Source organism: Metallococcus carri (assembly GCF_011440275.1).
Lineage (GTDB): Bacteria > Actinomycetota > Actinomycetes > Actinomycetales > Dermatophilaceae > Metallococcus > Metallococcus carri.
Genome location: NZ_JAAOIV010000002.1, coordinates 437,174 through 449,872 on the forward strand (window position 1 = coordinate 437,174; position 12,699 = coordinate 449,872).

A 12,699-nucleotide genomic window follows, 5' to 3' on the forward strand; every position below is an offset into this window, starting at 1 on the left:
AGAACACCCCACCCCCGGCGCGTCCCCGTCACCCGTTGACCGCGACACGCCGAAGAACACCCCACCCCCGGCGCGTCCCCGTCGCCCGTTGACCGCGACACGCCGAGGATGAGCTAGCCGAGGAAGGCTCGCAGGCGGTCGAAGGCTTCGTGCAGGTCCTCGGTCGATCCGCAGAAGCTCAGCCGCATAAACCGGTGACCGTCCACCGGGTCGAAGTCGATGCCGGGCGCCAGGGCGACCCCAGTGCGCGCCAGCACCTCGTGGCACCAGCGCTGCGAGTCCGACGTCAGATGCCCGATATCGCACCACGCATAGAACGCGCCGTCCGGCGGCGCGAACGAGGTCACGCCCAGCTCCGGCAGCCGCTCGAGCACGACCTCACGGTTGCGGGCATAGCGCGCCACGTGCAGGTCGAGCTCGGTCCGCGCGTCCGGGCCGAGGGCCGACACGGCGGCCACCTGCGACACCGCCGGCGCACAGATCGCCAGGTTGCCTTGCAACAGGTCGACCGCGCGGGCCAGGCGGGGCGGCAGCAGGTTCCAGCCCACCCGCCAGCCGGTCATCGACCAGTACTTGCTGACCGAGCCCATCACCACGGCGTCCCGCGAAAACTGCCACGCGGTCGCGCACTGCCGGCCGAAGCTCAGCCCGTGATAGATCTCGTCCGACAGCAACAGCACGTCATGCGCGGCGCACCAATCCGCAAGTGCCGCAAGCTCATTCGGATCGATGACCGTGCCGGTCGGATTGGCCGGGCTCGCCACGATCAGCCCGGCCGGACGCTCCGGCAGCGCCTCCAGCTGGGCCACCGACGGCTGAAACCGCGTCTGCGGACCACACTCCAGATCCAGCACTGTGCACCCGAGGGCCTGCAACGTGTTGCGGTATGCCGGATAGCCCGGCCTGGTCATCGCCACGACGTCTCCCGGGTCGAAGGCGGCGAGGCAGATCGTGCTGAAACCACCCGACGATCCCGTGCTGATCACCACCGAGTCCGGGTCGACGTCCACGTCATACCACTCGCCGTAGTGCCGGGCGACGGCCTCACGCAGCGGCCGGATGCCGACCGTCGGCGTATAACCGAGCGTCTGCTCGCGCAGCGCTCGCTCAACCGAGCGCAGCACCACCTGGGGGGCGGCCGTCGACGGCTGACCGACGCACAGCAGCAGCGCATCCCCATGGATCTCCTGCCGCCGGGTCGCCGCCGCGATCAGCTCCATCACGTGGAACGGCGCGACCTGCGAACGCGAGGAGACGTGCATCAGCGGTATGCCGGGTGCACCGGCCACGGGGCATCAGCCGGTCGCAGGTCGCGCCAGTCGCGCGCCCTGGCCGCGGCGGCTGCCAGCAGTGCGGCGATGCCCGGCCCGTTGTGCATCCGCCCGGCGAGCGCGGCGGTCACCGCATCGTCGAGCGGCAACCAGCCGGTCGGCATATCCGACTCTTCCCCGGCGCGCTCGAAATCCGTTGCGACACAAGGCTTGACGTCGCGTGCGAGGTAGTAGCGGATGTTCTCCGAGAGGCCGCCGGGTGAGGTGAACAGATCCACCAGCACGTGCCAGGTGTCGGCCGCGAGGTCGGCTTCTTCGGACAGTTCGCGCGCGGCCGCCGCCTGCGGGTCCTCCCCCGGCACGTCCAGCAGCCCGGCCGGGACCTCCCAGTCATAAGTGCCGACCGGGTGACGGTACTGCTGGATCAGCAGCACCTCCTCCGTCCCGCCGGCGCCACGCATGGCCACGACACCCACCGCACCCGGGTGTTGCACATAGTCCCGCGTCACCTCACCAGCAGCGCCGAGGTCCACCCGGTCGGTGACGACATCCCAAACCCGCCCCTCGAAGGCCGTCGACCGCGACACAACGCGGGCGGGAGCAAAGCGGTCGGCGAGATCCGCTGGGAGCCGGCCGTGCGGCATACCGGACTCGGTCATGCCTTCGAGGTCACGCCGGACTCCTCGTCCGACTCCGCCGGCTTGGGCCGCTCCACCTCGACCAGGCGGGCGGCCTTCTGGGCGTCGATCGCCGCGCCGACCAGCCCGGCGAAGAGCGGGTGGGCCCGGTTGGGCCGCGAGAGGAACTCCGGGTGAGCCTGGGTGGAGACGTAATAGGGGTGCACATCGCGCGGCAGCTCCACGAACTCCACCAGGGTGCCGTCGGGCGAGGTGCCGCAGATCGACAAACCGGCTGCTGCCAGCTGGTCGCGATAGGCATTGTTGACCTCGTAGCGGTGCCGGTGCCGCTCGGCCACCTGGGTCGAGCCGTACGCCGTTGCTACCACTGAATTGTCTTGCAGCACAGCGTCATACGCGCCGAGGCGCATCGTGCCACCGAGGTCGCCGGCGCCTTCGACGAAGGCCTTCTGCTCCTCCATCGTGGCGATCACCGGGTCGGGCGTCTGCGGGTCGAACTCGGTCGAGGAGGCGCCCTCGATGCCGGCGACGTGGCGGGCGAACTCGATCACCATGCACTGCAGGCCGAGGCAGATGCCGAGGGTCGGGACCTGCCGCTCACGCGCCCATTTCAGCGCGCCGACCTTGCCCTCGATCCCGCGCACACCGAAACCACCGGGCACGAGCACGGCGTCGACGCCACCGAGCGCCTTGGCCGCGCCGGCGTCGGTGATGCACTCATCGCTTTGCACCCAGCGGATGCGCACCTTGGCGTCGTGGTGGAAGCCACCGGCACGCATCGCCTCGGTCACCGACAGATAGGCGTCGGGCAGGTCGATGTATTTGCCGACGAGCGCGATCTCGACCTCGTGCTCGGGGTCGTGCACCCGGGCGAGCAGCCCGTCCCAACTGGACCAGTTGACATCCCGGAACGGCAGGTCGAGACGGCGCACGACATAAGCGTCGAGCCCCTCCCGGTGCAGCACCTTGGGGATGTCGTAGATGCTCGGCGCATCCACGGCCGCGGCGCATGCCTCGGAGTCGACATCGCACATCCGCGAGATCTTGTCCTTGATCGGCTGCGGAATCTCCCGGTCGGCGCGCAGCACCAGCCCGTCGGGCTGGATGCCGACCTGGCGCAGCGCCGCCACCGAGTGCTGCGTCGGCTTGGTCTTGAGCTCCCCGCTGGGCGCGAGATAGGGCACGAGCGACACGTGCAGGAAGAACACATTGCCGCGCCCGAGGTCCTGGCGCACCTGGCGGGCGGCCTCGAGGAAGGGCAGCGACTCGATGTCGCCGACGGTGCCGCCGATCTCGGTGATGATCAGGTCGACGTCCGGGCCGGCCTGCGCCCGCATCTGTTCCTTGATCTCGTTGGTGATGTGCGGGATCACCTGGACGGTGTCGCCCAGATATTCGCCGCGCCGCTCCTTGGCGATCACCCGGCTGTAGACCTTGCCGGTGGTGACATTGGCGCTGCCGGCGAGGTTCACGTCCAGGAAGCGCTCGTAATGCCCGATGTCCAGGTCGGTCTCGGCGCCGTCCTCGGTGACGAAGACCTCGCCATGCTGGAAGGGGTTCATCGTGCCGGGGTCGACATTGATGTAGGGGTCGAGCTTCTGCATCGTCACCCGAAGGCCGCGAGCTCGCAGGAGATGTCCGAGGCTGGAGGCCGTCAGGCCCTTGCCGAGCGAAGAGGCGACGCCTCCGGTCACGAAGATGTGCTTGGTCTGGTCCGCCACGGACTGCCAGTCTAGGTCATCCACAGACCCTCGGTCACCACCACCCGCGAATGCCGTTGTCACACAACGAAAAATTCTCCCGTATGCCGGCGTGTCACCCGGCCGTCGACCGCACCTCGGCGAGCAGGTCGCGGGCGTGGGCCAGCGCCGCCTTGCCGGTGCCCCCGCCGAGCATGCGGGCCAGCTCGGCCACCCGCTCCTCGCCCTCCACCGCGCGCACGTCGCTGTGGGTGACATGGCCGTCGTCCTGCTTGTGCACTACCAGGTGGCGATCGGCATACGCCGCGACCTGCGCGAGGTGGGTGACGACGATGACCTGCGCGTGCGCGGCCAGGCGGTGCAGCCGGGCCCCGATGTCGAGCGCGGCCCGCCCGCCCACACCGGCGTCGACCTCGTCGAAAACGAAGGTCGGGATCGTGCCGTCGGCAGTGACGACCTCCAACGCGAGCATCACTCGGGAGAGTTCACCGCCCGACGCGGCCCGCGCCACATTGCGCGGTTTGGCGCTCGGTGTGGCGGCGAGGGTGATCTCGACCTGGTCGATGCCGTGCACCGTGTAGTGACCGGGCGTGGACTCGACGCCCACGCCGAGCACCGCCTTGCCCATCGCCAGATGCGCGAGTTCCTCGCTCACCTGGCTGGCGAGTTGCTCGCCCGCGTGCCGGCGCCGCTGGGACAGCTCGTCCGCCGCAGCCGCCAGGGCATCGTCCAGCGCAGTCAGCTGGGTGGTGAGCTCGGCGATCCGGTCGTCGGAGCCGGCCAGGGTCGCAGCCTCGGCAGCCGCGTCACGCGACCAGGCGAGCACCTCGGTGACCGAATCGCCATACTTGCGCAGCAGCCGGCCCAGATCGGCCCGCCGCTCCTGCACGACCTGCAGGCGGGCAGGGTCGGCGTCGAGATCGGTGAGATAGGACGCCACATCGGTCGCGAGCTCGGTGACCAGCACGGCCACCTCGTGCGCCCGCGCACGCAGTTCGTCGGCTCGCGGGTCGAGCGCGGCCGCCTGCTCGAGCGCCTGCCGCGCCGACGCAACCAGGCTGAGCACGTCGGTGCCACCGGTCGCATCATCCTCCCCGACGAGCGCGTTGTGAGCGCGCGCGGCAGCCTCGCGCAGCTGGTCCTGGTGCTCCAACCGCCCGGCCTCCGCGGCGAGCTCGTCATCCTCTCCGGGCTGCGGATCGATCGCCTCGATCTCCTCCAGCGCGGCGGTGAGCTGGTCGAGGCGCTGGGCCCGTTCGCGGGACGCGCCGCGCAGGCGTTCGAGTTCGGCGCGCGCGGCCTGCCACTCGGCATACGCCGTGCGGTATGCCGCGAGCGCCTCGCCGACCGTGTCCCCTCCGAATTTGTCGAGCATTTCGCGGTGTTGATCGGGGCTTTTCAGCCGCCACTGGTCGGCCTGGCCATGCACGGCGACGACGGCCTCGCCGATCTCGGCGAGCACGCCGACCGGCGCATTGCGCCCGGCGACGGTGGCCCGCGAACGCCCCTTCTCGGCGACGGTGCGGGCGAGCAGCAGGGGTTCCTCGGGATCGTCGTCACCGCCGGCGTCGACCGCGCGCTGCCGGGCGATGTGGTCCTTCGGCAGATCCAGCACGCCCTCGATCACCGCGCGCGGACTGCCCTCGCGCACCAGCCCCGGGTCGGCGCGGCCGCCGAGCAGCAGGCCCAGGCCCTGGACGACCATGGTCTTGCCGGCGCCGGTCTCACCGGTCACGACATTGAGCCCGGGTGACAACTCGAGCAGGGCGTCGTCGATCACGCCGAGAGAGCGAATCCGCAGTTCTTGCAACACTTTTGGGCTGCCTACCGATCGCCGGTGCCGCGCCAGCCGGAGACGGACAGGTCGAATTTCGCGACCAGCCGGTCGGTGAACGGGGCGGGGCTCAGCCGTGCCAGGCGCACCGGCAGTGGGCTGCGGCGCACCTCGATGCGGGCGCCCGGCGGCAGGTCGGTGCTGCGTCGGCCGTCGCACCACAGCACCGCACCGCCGGCCGATTGGGAGAGCAATTCGACGGCGATCCGCACGTCGTGGCTGAAGACCAGCGGGCGAGAGAACAACGCGTGCGCGGACAGGGGCACCATCAAGATCGCTTCGACGCCGGGCCACATGACCGGGCCACCGGCGGAGAAGGCGTAGGCGGTGGAGCCGGTGGGCGTCGCCATCACCACGCCGTCGCAGCCCCAGGTGGACAGCGGCCGACCGTCGATCTCGACGGTGAGCTCGATCATCCGCTCGCGGGCGGCCTTCTCGACCGACGCCTCATTGAGCGCCCAACTGGTCCAGAGCGATTCCCCCTGGTGGCTCACCTCGACCTCGAGCGTCTCACGCTCCTCGACCGTCCAGGTGCGCTCGACGATGCCGCGCGCGGTGCGGTGCACGTCCTCCGGCTCGGCCTCGGCGAGGAAGCCGACGTGACCGAGGTTGATGCCCAGCAGGGGCACACCGGCCTCGCGGACCAGCTCCGCGCCGCGCAGGATCGTGCCGTCGCCGCCGAGCACCACCGCCAGCTCGCACCCCGCGGGGTCCGCGTCGCCGTCATACACATTGGGCTCGTCGACGACGCCGAAGGCAGCGAGCTCGTCCTCGCAGCCGGTGACCTGGATGTCGTTGGCGGCGAGTTCGCGCACGAGGGTGCGGGCGATGTGCTGCGCCTCCGGCCGGCGCGGGTGGCCGATCAGGAGGATGCGTCGCGTCACGGTCACTCCCGTTCGATCGAGGACAAGAACTCGGCGATCTGCGCCGAGCCCATCTTGCCTGCCTGCTCGTGCCGGGCCCACAGCAGGTATTCGCGGTTGCCATTGCTGCCCGCGACGGGACTGTGAGCCAGGCCGTGGGCGTGCAGGCCGTGGGTCGGCAGATCGGCGAGCACGGCCTCGACGACTTCGCGTCGCTGCTGAACAGACTTCACGACGCCCTCTCGACCGAGCCGCTCCTTGCCCACCTCGAACTGCGGCTTGATGAGTATGACGAGGTCGCCGCCCTCCGCGAGCAGCGCGCCGAGGCGGTCGAGCACCAGGTGCAGCGAGATGAAGCTGAGGTCGGCGACAACGACGGGCGCGGGGCCGCCCACCTCGTGCGGATCGAGGTCGCGCACGTTGATCCCGCTGCGGTCGGTGACTCGCGGGTCGGACCGCACCTCGGCCGCGAGCTGGCCGTGCCCGACGTCGATTGCCTCGACCCGGGTCGCGCCGTGGTGCAGCGCCACCTGCGTGAAGCCGCCGGTCGAGGCGCCGACGTCGATGACCCGCCGCCCGTCGAACCGCACCTGGGGGAACGCCTCGAGTGCCGCGATCAGCTTGTATGCCGCCCGCCCCACCCACGGGTCCTGCTCACCGGAGACGTCGAGCCGCTGGGTGCTGGTGACCTTGGCTGCGGCCTTGTGCACGACCGTCCCGTCGACCGACACCCGGCCCGCGGCGATGAGCTCTGCCGCAACGGCGCGCGACCTGGCCAGGCCGCGGGCAACGAGTTCGGCGTCCAGCCGGGTCACTGCTGGATGGCGGACAGCCGCTCGCGCAGGACGTCGTGGGCCTTGCTCGCCTGCTCGATCGCGGCGTCGAGCTCGTCGTCCGGGTCGGTCCCGCTCGTGGCTGCGGCCTCCGGGTCGGTCGCGCTCGTGGCTGCGACCTCCGCGTCGATCCCACTCGTGGCTGCCGCGCCCTGGCCACTCGCGTGCGCTGGTGCGTCGCCCTGGCCACTCGCGTGCGCGGGTGCGTCGCCCGGAGGGACCGGGCGCAGGTCGGCGAGCGCCTGGTCGATCTGCGCGTCCGAGGTGCCGTCGCTCACGAATCGCTCCCCGACGGGCGCGTCGCACCGGAGCCGGAGCTGCTCGGCACGGTCTCGGTCTGGGTGTCCGCGCTCTCGGTGGTACGTGCCGCACCAGTGCCAGCAGCGGCTGCACCAGCGGCGGTGGTGTCGCCCGCATCGGTGCCGGTCGCCGGCATACCGGGCACGGCGGTGTCGGCGGCGGCTTCCCGCGCAGCGGCGGCTTCTCGGGTGGCCGCGTCTGGCGTGGCCGCCGGGGTGTTAGTCGCCGACGAGGCCGGAGTGGATTCGACCGGGCTGTCCGCAGGCAAGGAGGGCGAGCTCAGTGGGGCGTCCGGGGTGCGGGCGTCGTCGCCGGTCGCGCGCGACATGCTCGCCGGCGTGGGGGCAGCGCCACGAGCCGACGACTCGACGGTCGGGGTCGAGCTCGCGGTCTTGGTCGCGGGGCCCGAGGACGCGGTCTTAGTCGCGGGACTCGAAGACGCGGTCTTAGTCGCGGGACTCGAGGACGCGGTCTTAGTCGCGGGACTCGAGGACGCGGTCTTGGTCGCGGGGGTCGAGGACGCGTGGCTCGGAGTCGCCGGCGTGGTGGCGGCACTCTTGCTCGCCGCCTTCTTGGCCGGATTCGGGGTTGACGTCTGCGCAGCGCTCTTCTTCGCCGCGGTCGTCTTCCTGGTCGTCGGGTTCTGCGCCGTGCTCTTCTTCGCAGCCGATTTCTTCGCGGCGCTCTTCTTCGCGGCGCTCTTCTTCGCGGCCGACTTCTTGGCGGTGCTCCTCGCGGCGCTCTTGTTCGCCGGGGTCGTTGTGGCAGACGTGGTGGACGTCGTGGCACCCGTGTTCGCAGCGGTCGTCGTTGGTGACGTCTTCTTCGCGGCGGCCTGCTTGGCGGCTGATTTCTTCGCAGTCGAAGTCTTTTTTGCCGTGGTCGGCGAGGCACTCTTGCTCGTGCTCGACTTCTTGGCCGTGGTCTTCTTGGTGGCCGGGCTCAACGCCGTCGACTTCTTGGCAGCCGACGGCGAGGGACTCTTGCTCGCGCTCGACTTCTTCGCCGGGGACGGCGAAGCGCTCTTGCCGGTCGTCGTCTTCCTGGTCGCCGCGCTCGGGCTCGACGCTGCCGACTTCTTGGCCGCGGACGTGGTGGCAGCCGTCTTCTGCGTCGTGGACTTCTTCGCCGCGGGGGCGGAGGCGCTCTTGCTCGTGCTCGACTTCTTCGCCGCAGGTGCCGACGTGCTCTTGCTCGCGCTCGACTTCTTGGCCGTGGTCTTCTTGGTGGTCGGGCTCGACGCCGTCGACTTCTTGGCCACTGACTTCTTCGCCGCGGGGGCCGAGGCGCTCGTGCTCGACTTCTTCGCCGCCGCAGACTTCTTCGCCGTGGACTTCTTGACCGTCGACTTCGCCGCCGCAGACTTGTTCGCCGTCGACTTCGCGGCCGCAGACTTCTTCCCCGTGGACTTCTTGGCCGTGGACTTCTTGGACCCCTGAGCAGCAGTCTTCTTCGCGGCAGCCTTCTTCGCAGCCTTCGACGCAGTCTTCTTCGTCGTGGCGGCGGGTGCCGACGTTGCGGCCTGCTTGGCCGATCCCTTCTCGGCCGCGGCCTGCGCGGGATTCACCGCTTGCCGCTTCGCGGCCGCCGCATTGCTGGCGACGGTGGCCCGCGACGGGGCGGCGGCGGTGGCGCGACCCGCTCCGCGCGGCCGACTCGGCGCGGCCGTGGAGGTGACGCGCTGCTCCTCACTCCGACGACCCGGCACAGCGCGGCTCACCGCGCGACCCGCGCCGGCAACGACCGCCGTGCCACGGTCGGCGAGCGAGCGACGCAGCCCACCGACCTCCTTGCTCAGCCGATCGATTTCCGTCCGCGCCACTGCCAACTCGCCGGCCGTGGACAGGCCGACCCGCTCGAGCTGGGCCTGCACCTCGGCCCGGATGGTGTCGCGCACCAACTCGCGGTTCGCCTCGGCAGCGGCGAACAACTCGTCGGCGAGTGAACTAACCTGTCCGGCCACCTGCGACGCCTTTGCGGCCGGGCCGCCGAGACCGGAGGCCGACAGCAGGGTGTTCGCCGCTTCCACCGCCTTCGCGCGGGTCAGCTCGCCTGCACCTGTCACCAACTGGAGTGCAGCGCGCACACCTTCTGCAGCCATGTCGTCTCCTCGGACCGAACGTTGTGGTTGCCCCACACCGTACTGCCGGGTCAGACCAGGCCGCAGGCGTCCTCGGCAGTGACCTGGCCGGCGTCGATCGCGTCCCACAACACCCGCAACGCCACCCGCAGCCGCTCGATGCGCCCGCCCTCACCCTCGAACTCGACCCGCGCCGTGTCGCCCGAGCCGGTCAAGCGAGCATGCAGCGACCCGACGGCATACCCGCCGCGATCGCGCTGCGGCTCGTCATACGGCTCGTGCAGGGCGCGCAGGTCCTCGGCGACATATCGCGGGCGAAGGTCGGCCGTCGCCGCGACGAGGTCGCGCGGGCCGTGCACACCGGTGAGCACGTGCAGGCAGGACATTCCCGCCGCCGACGCACCCGCAACATCAGTCTCCAGCCGGTCGCCGATGCCGAGAGTGCGCGCCGGTGTCGTGCCCAACCGGTCGGCAGCCAGTCGATACATCAACGGTCCCGGCTTGCCGACGACCTCCGGATCGACCGTGACGGCGTTGCGCACCGCCGCCACCAGTGAGCCATTGCCCGGAGCCGTGCCCACCGCCGTCGGCAAGGTGAGGTCCGAGTTCGTCGCGACCCACCGCGCCCCAGATTGGATGGCGTAGGCCGCCTCGGCCAGATCGGTCGCCGTGACCTCCGGGCCGTAGCCCTGCAGCACGGCGGCCAGCTTCGGCCGGCCCCCCTCGATCGTCTGGGCAGGGGTGAGGGGTTCGAAGCCGTTGTGCCGCAACGCTTCCGCGACACCCACTCCCCCGACGGCAAGCACTGTCGCACCGTCGGTCAGCTGCGTCCGGAGGTATTCCGCGCCGGCCACCGAGCTGTTGATCACCTCGTCGTCGGTCAGCGTGAGGCCGAGCTCGCGCAGATGGGCGGCGACCGCAGCCGGCGGACGTGAGGCGTTGTTCGTCGCATAGATCGTCGGCACGCCCTGAGTGCGGGCGTTGTCGAGAGACTCCACGGCATGCGGCACCGGATCGGGACCGCGGTAGACGACACCGTCCAGGTCACAGACCAGACCGTCGTAGGAAGCAAGCAGAGCAGCAGCCATGCCGCCATTGTCCCGGGCCGCCGATCAGCTCGACACGACGGCACCCTTGCGGGCCCGCAGGCTCGAGGCCTCGACCTCGTAACGGCTCGCCGGTCCACCCGGCGTGCGCCAGAAGCGCCGGCGCAGTGCTCCGCTGAGTTCGACGACCTGCTGGTCGGCCAACGCTCGTGCTGTTCGCCGCGAACTCGCGCTCCAGCACGCCACATCGAGGGTGTCGCAAGTCGGCGCGCCCGGCCGACGCTTGCCATCACGTCGCACCACGAGACGGAAGGTCACGACCTCGTCCCCGCTCGGCAGCTCGCGCACCAGCGGCTCCCCGCTCACCCGGCCGACGAGCCTGATCTCGTTGACGTCATCCACCATGCCTCCTCCGGATTGACCATTGGAGTCCCAGCGTCGAGGCTCAGCGGGACCCTCGCTAGCAGAGGCCAGGCCGGGTGGGGATAACCCGACTTAGCGACACAGTCCCGCTGTGGACAACCTCGCTCTCACCGCTGCGGGTCGGTGCTTCCGGTCGATGGCTCACCCTCGGCTGCATCCTGCTCCACCGGCTGCGGGTCAGCGATGCCCGGACCAGCACCGTGCTCGTCCGTTGCTTGCGCAGCATTGCCATCGATCGGCGCGTCCGGCTCATCCTCGTCCGCCAGCAGGTCGACCACCTCACCGGCCTCGAAGCCATGCAAAGCAGCGAGCCGCTCGTCCGCGTCGGTCTGGCCGGTCGCGTCAGCTTCCGCGGCCTTGGCGAACCACTCCTTCGCCTCATCCTCGCGACCGGCGTCCAGGAGCGCGTCGGCATACGCATAGAGCAGACGCGCCGCCCACGGCTGGTTCTTCGCGTGCTGCAGCGCCGGAATGCGCAGGCCCACCAGTGCCGCCTCCGGCTGACCGAGGTCGCGCCGAACACCGGAGACAACGATCGCGAGCTCGATCGCGTCGTCGGTGCCCAGGCGTCCCGCCTCAGGCGAATTCGCCAGATCGAGCGCGCGCTCGAGCCGGCCGAGGCCGCGTTCGCTGTCGACCATGTAGGGCAACAGGTGGTCGGAGCCGGACAGTCGCCGCGCCGTGCGGAACTCCCGCAGCGCGTCGGTGAACTCCCCGCGCCGGTAGCGCACCAGGCCCAGCGCCTCACGCACGGCCGGCACTCGTCCGGCGCGTCGGGCGGCATGCTCGGCGTGCACGAGAGCGAGGTCGGGGTCCTCCTCCAGGGCAGAAGCCGCGGCGACCAGGTGCTTGGCGACGCCCTCGGCATTCTCCTTGGACAGCGTGCGCAGCTGGGTCCACACCTCGCGCTCGAGTTCCTTGCCGGTGATGTCCTCCGGCAGCGGCGGCTCAGTCAGCCGAGTCGGCTTGTCTCCGGCGGGGCCACGGTCCCAGCTACGGGGTCCGCGGGTTTGCTCGTCGCGACGGTCATCGCGCCGGTCGCCGCCGCGTGCCGGACGCCCGCCGGCTCCGCGGCGAGGTGCACCCCCGCTGCGGTCCGACCGGTCGGACCGCACCCCGCGGCCGCGCTGATCCCCGCGACCGCTGCCACGACGGTCCCCGCCACGTCGGTCATCGCGTCGATCACTGCTACGCCGGTCACCGCTGCTGTAGCTCCGGCCCCGCGCCGGACCGTCACCACGGTCGCGCTGCGGACGCCCCTCGCGCCGATCGTCGCCGCTTCGGCCAGTGTCGTCTCGACCGGGCCGCCGCTCACCGGACCCGGCCGACGCAGCGTCCGAGCTGGTGTTGTCACCGGGAGACTCGGCCCGAGCCCACCGGCTGGCGCGATCCTGCGGTCGCTCGCGCGACTCGTCGTTGTTGTCCTTCGGCGACACGACCTGCTCCCACTGTGCATCGATGTATGACGACCTCGTCGGCTCCCAGCATAGGAGCGCCTCGCCGTCGGGTGAAATGAGCTGAAAATGAACCGAGCCTGGGGCTCGACCGCCGCTTTCGCGGCAGGAGCACCCAGGCTCGGCCTGAGAGTTGTCCGGCGGTGTCCTACTCTCCCACACCCTCCCGGGTGCAGTACCATCGGCGCTGAAGGGCTTAGCTTCCGGGTTCGGAATGTGACCGGGCGTTTCCCGCTTCGCTATGACCGCCGTAACGC

14 protein-coding genes and 1 rRNA gene are annotated in these 12,699 nt (G+C 70.7%); 2 read left to right on the forward strand and 13 right to left on the reverse strand.

Features of this window, described 5'->3' with window-relative positions; genetic code table 11:
• Positions 1–113 precede the first annotated feature (113 nt).
• The 8 genes from G9U51_RS04510 to G9U51_RS17260 all read right to left on the reverse strand — a co-directional run bounded on the left by G9U51_RS04510 (position 114) and on the right by G9U51_RS17260 (position 7,767).
• On the reverse strand, positions 114–1,289 hold the full coding sequence (locus tag G9U51_RS04510) for a pyridoxal phosphate-dependent aminotransferase (RefSeq protein WP_328823307.1): 1,176 nt from the start codon (positions 1,287–1,289) through the stop codon (positions 114–116).
• A complete protein-coding gene (locus G9U51_RS04515) occupies positions 1,262–1,930 on the reverse strand; it encodes an NUDIX domain-containing protein (RefSeq protein ID WP_235945445.1) in 669 nt (222 codons plus the stop codon). Before G9U51_RS04515 ends, G9U51_RS04510 begins: the two co-directional genes overlap by 28 nt.
• The gene (locus G9U51_RS04520; RefSeq protein WP_166193774.1) at positions 1,927–3,630 is read right to left on the reverse strand and encodes a CTP synthase; all 1,704 of its coding nucleotides are present in this window, start codon (positions 3,628–3,630) and stop codon (positions 1,927–1,929) included. The genes G9U51_RS04515 and G9U51_RS04520 overlap by 4 nt, the downstream gene beginning before the upstream one ends.
• A 94-nt stretch (positions 3,631–3,724) precedes the next feature.
• Positions 3,725–5,422, reverse strand: coding sequence for a DNA repair protein RecN (gene recN / locus G9U51_RS04525; protein WP_166193776.1), 1,698 nt, complete (start codon positions 5,420–5,422; stop codon positions 3,725–3,727).
• Between the two features lie 11 nt (positions 5,423–5,433).
• Positions 5,434–6,327: an NAD kinase gene (locus G9U51_RS04530; RefSeq protein WP_166193779.1), complete on the reverse strand. Its 894-nt coding sequence runs from the start codon at positions 6,325–6,327 to the stop codon at positions 5,434–5,436.
• Between the two features lie 2 nt (positions 6,328–6,329).
• Positions 6,330–7,121: a TlyA family RNA methyltransferase gene (locus tag G9U51_RS17250; RefSeq protein ID WP_328823308.1), complete on the reverse strand. Its 792-nt coding sequence runs from the start codon at positions 7,119–7,121 to the stop codon at positions 6,330–6,332.
• Positions 7,118–7,417: a hypothetical protein gene (locus G9U51_RS17255; RefSeq protein ID WP_235945446.1), complete on the reverse strand. Its 300-nt coding sequence runs from the start codon at positions 7,415–7,417 to the stop codon at positions 7,118–7,120. The genes G9U51_RS17250 and G9U51_RS17255 overlap by 4 nt, the downstream gene beginning before the upstream one ends.
• Positions 7,414–7,767, reverse strand: a complete 354-nt coding sequence (locus G9U51_RS17260; protein ID WP_235945447.1) for a hypothetical protein — start codon at positions 7,765–7,767, stop codon at positions 7,414–7,416. The genes G9U51_RS17255 and G9U51_RS17260 overlap by 4 nt, the downstream gene beginning before the upstream one ends.
• Here G9U51_RS17260 and G9U51_RS04540 point away from each other — a divergent pair.
• Complete coding sequence (locus G9U51_RS04540) at positions 7,766–8,878, forward strand: hypothetical protein (RefSeq protein ID WP_166193785.1); 1,113 nt, start codon at positions 7,766–7,768, stop codon at positions 8,876–8,878. The genes G9U51_RS17260 and G9U51_RS04540 overlap by 2 nt on opposite strands.
• Positions 8,879–9,009: 131 nt before the next feature.
• Positions 9,010–9,384: a hypothetical protein gene (locus G9U51_RS04545; RefSeq protein ID WP_166193788.1), complete on the forward strand. Its 375-nt coding sequence runs from the start codon at positions 9,010–9,012 to the stop codon at positions 9,382–9,384.
• A gap of 206 nt (positions 9,385–9,590) precedes the next feature.
• Here G9U51_RS04545 and G9U51_RS04550 read toward each other — a convergent pair whose 3' ends face one another.
• The 5 genes from G9U51_RS04550 to rrf form a co-directional block, all read right to left on the reverse strand.
• Positions 9,591–10,607, reverse strand: a complete 1,017-nt coding sequence (locus G9U51_RS04550; RefSeq protein WP_166193791.1) for an HAD-IIA family hydrolase — start codon at positions 10,605–10,607, stop codon at positions 9,591–9,593.
• A 24-nt stretch (positions 10,608–10,631) separates the two neighbouring features.
• Entirely contained in the window at positions 10,632–10,967 is a 336-nt protein-coding gene (locus G9U51_RS04555) for a single-stranded DNA-binding protein (RefSeq protein ID WP_328823309.1), read from the reverse strand.
• A 128-nt stretch (positions 10,968–11,095) separates the two neighbouring features.
• On the reverse strand, positions 11,096–11,890 hold the full coding sequence (locus G9U51_RS04560; RefSeq protein ID WP_166193797.1) for a tetratricopeptide repeat protein: 795 nt from the start codon (positions 11,888–11,890) through the stop codon (positions 11,096–11,098).
• A gap of 50 nt (positions 11,891–11,940) precedes the next feature.
• Positions 11,941–12,342, reverse strand: coding sequence for a hypothetical protein (locus G9U51_RS04565; protein ID WP_166193800.1), 402 nt, complete (start codon positions 12,340–12,342; stop codon positions 11,941–11,943).
• Between the two features lie 235 nt (positions 12,343–12,577).
• Positions 12,578–12,695, reverse strand: a 5S ribosomal RNA gene (gene rrf, locus G9U51_RS04570).
• Between the last annotated feature and the right edge of the window lie 4 nt (positions 12,696–12,699).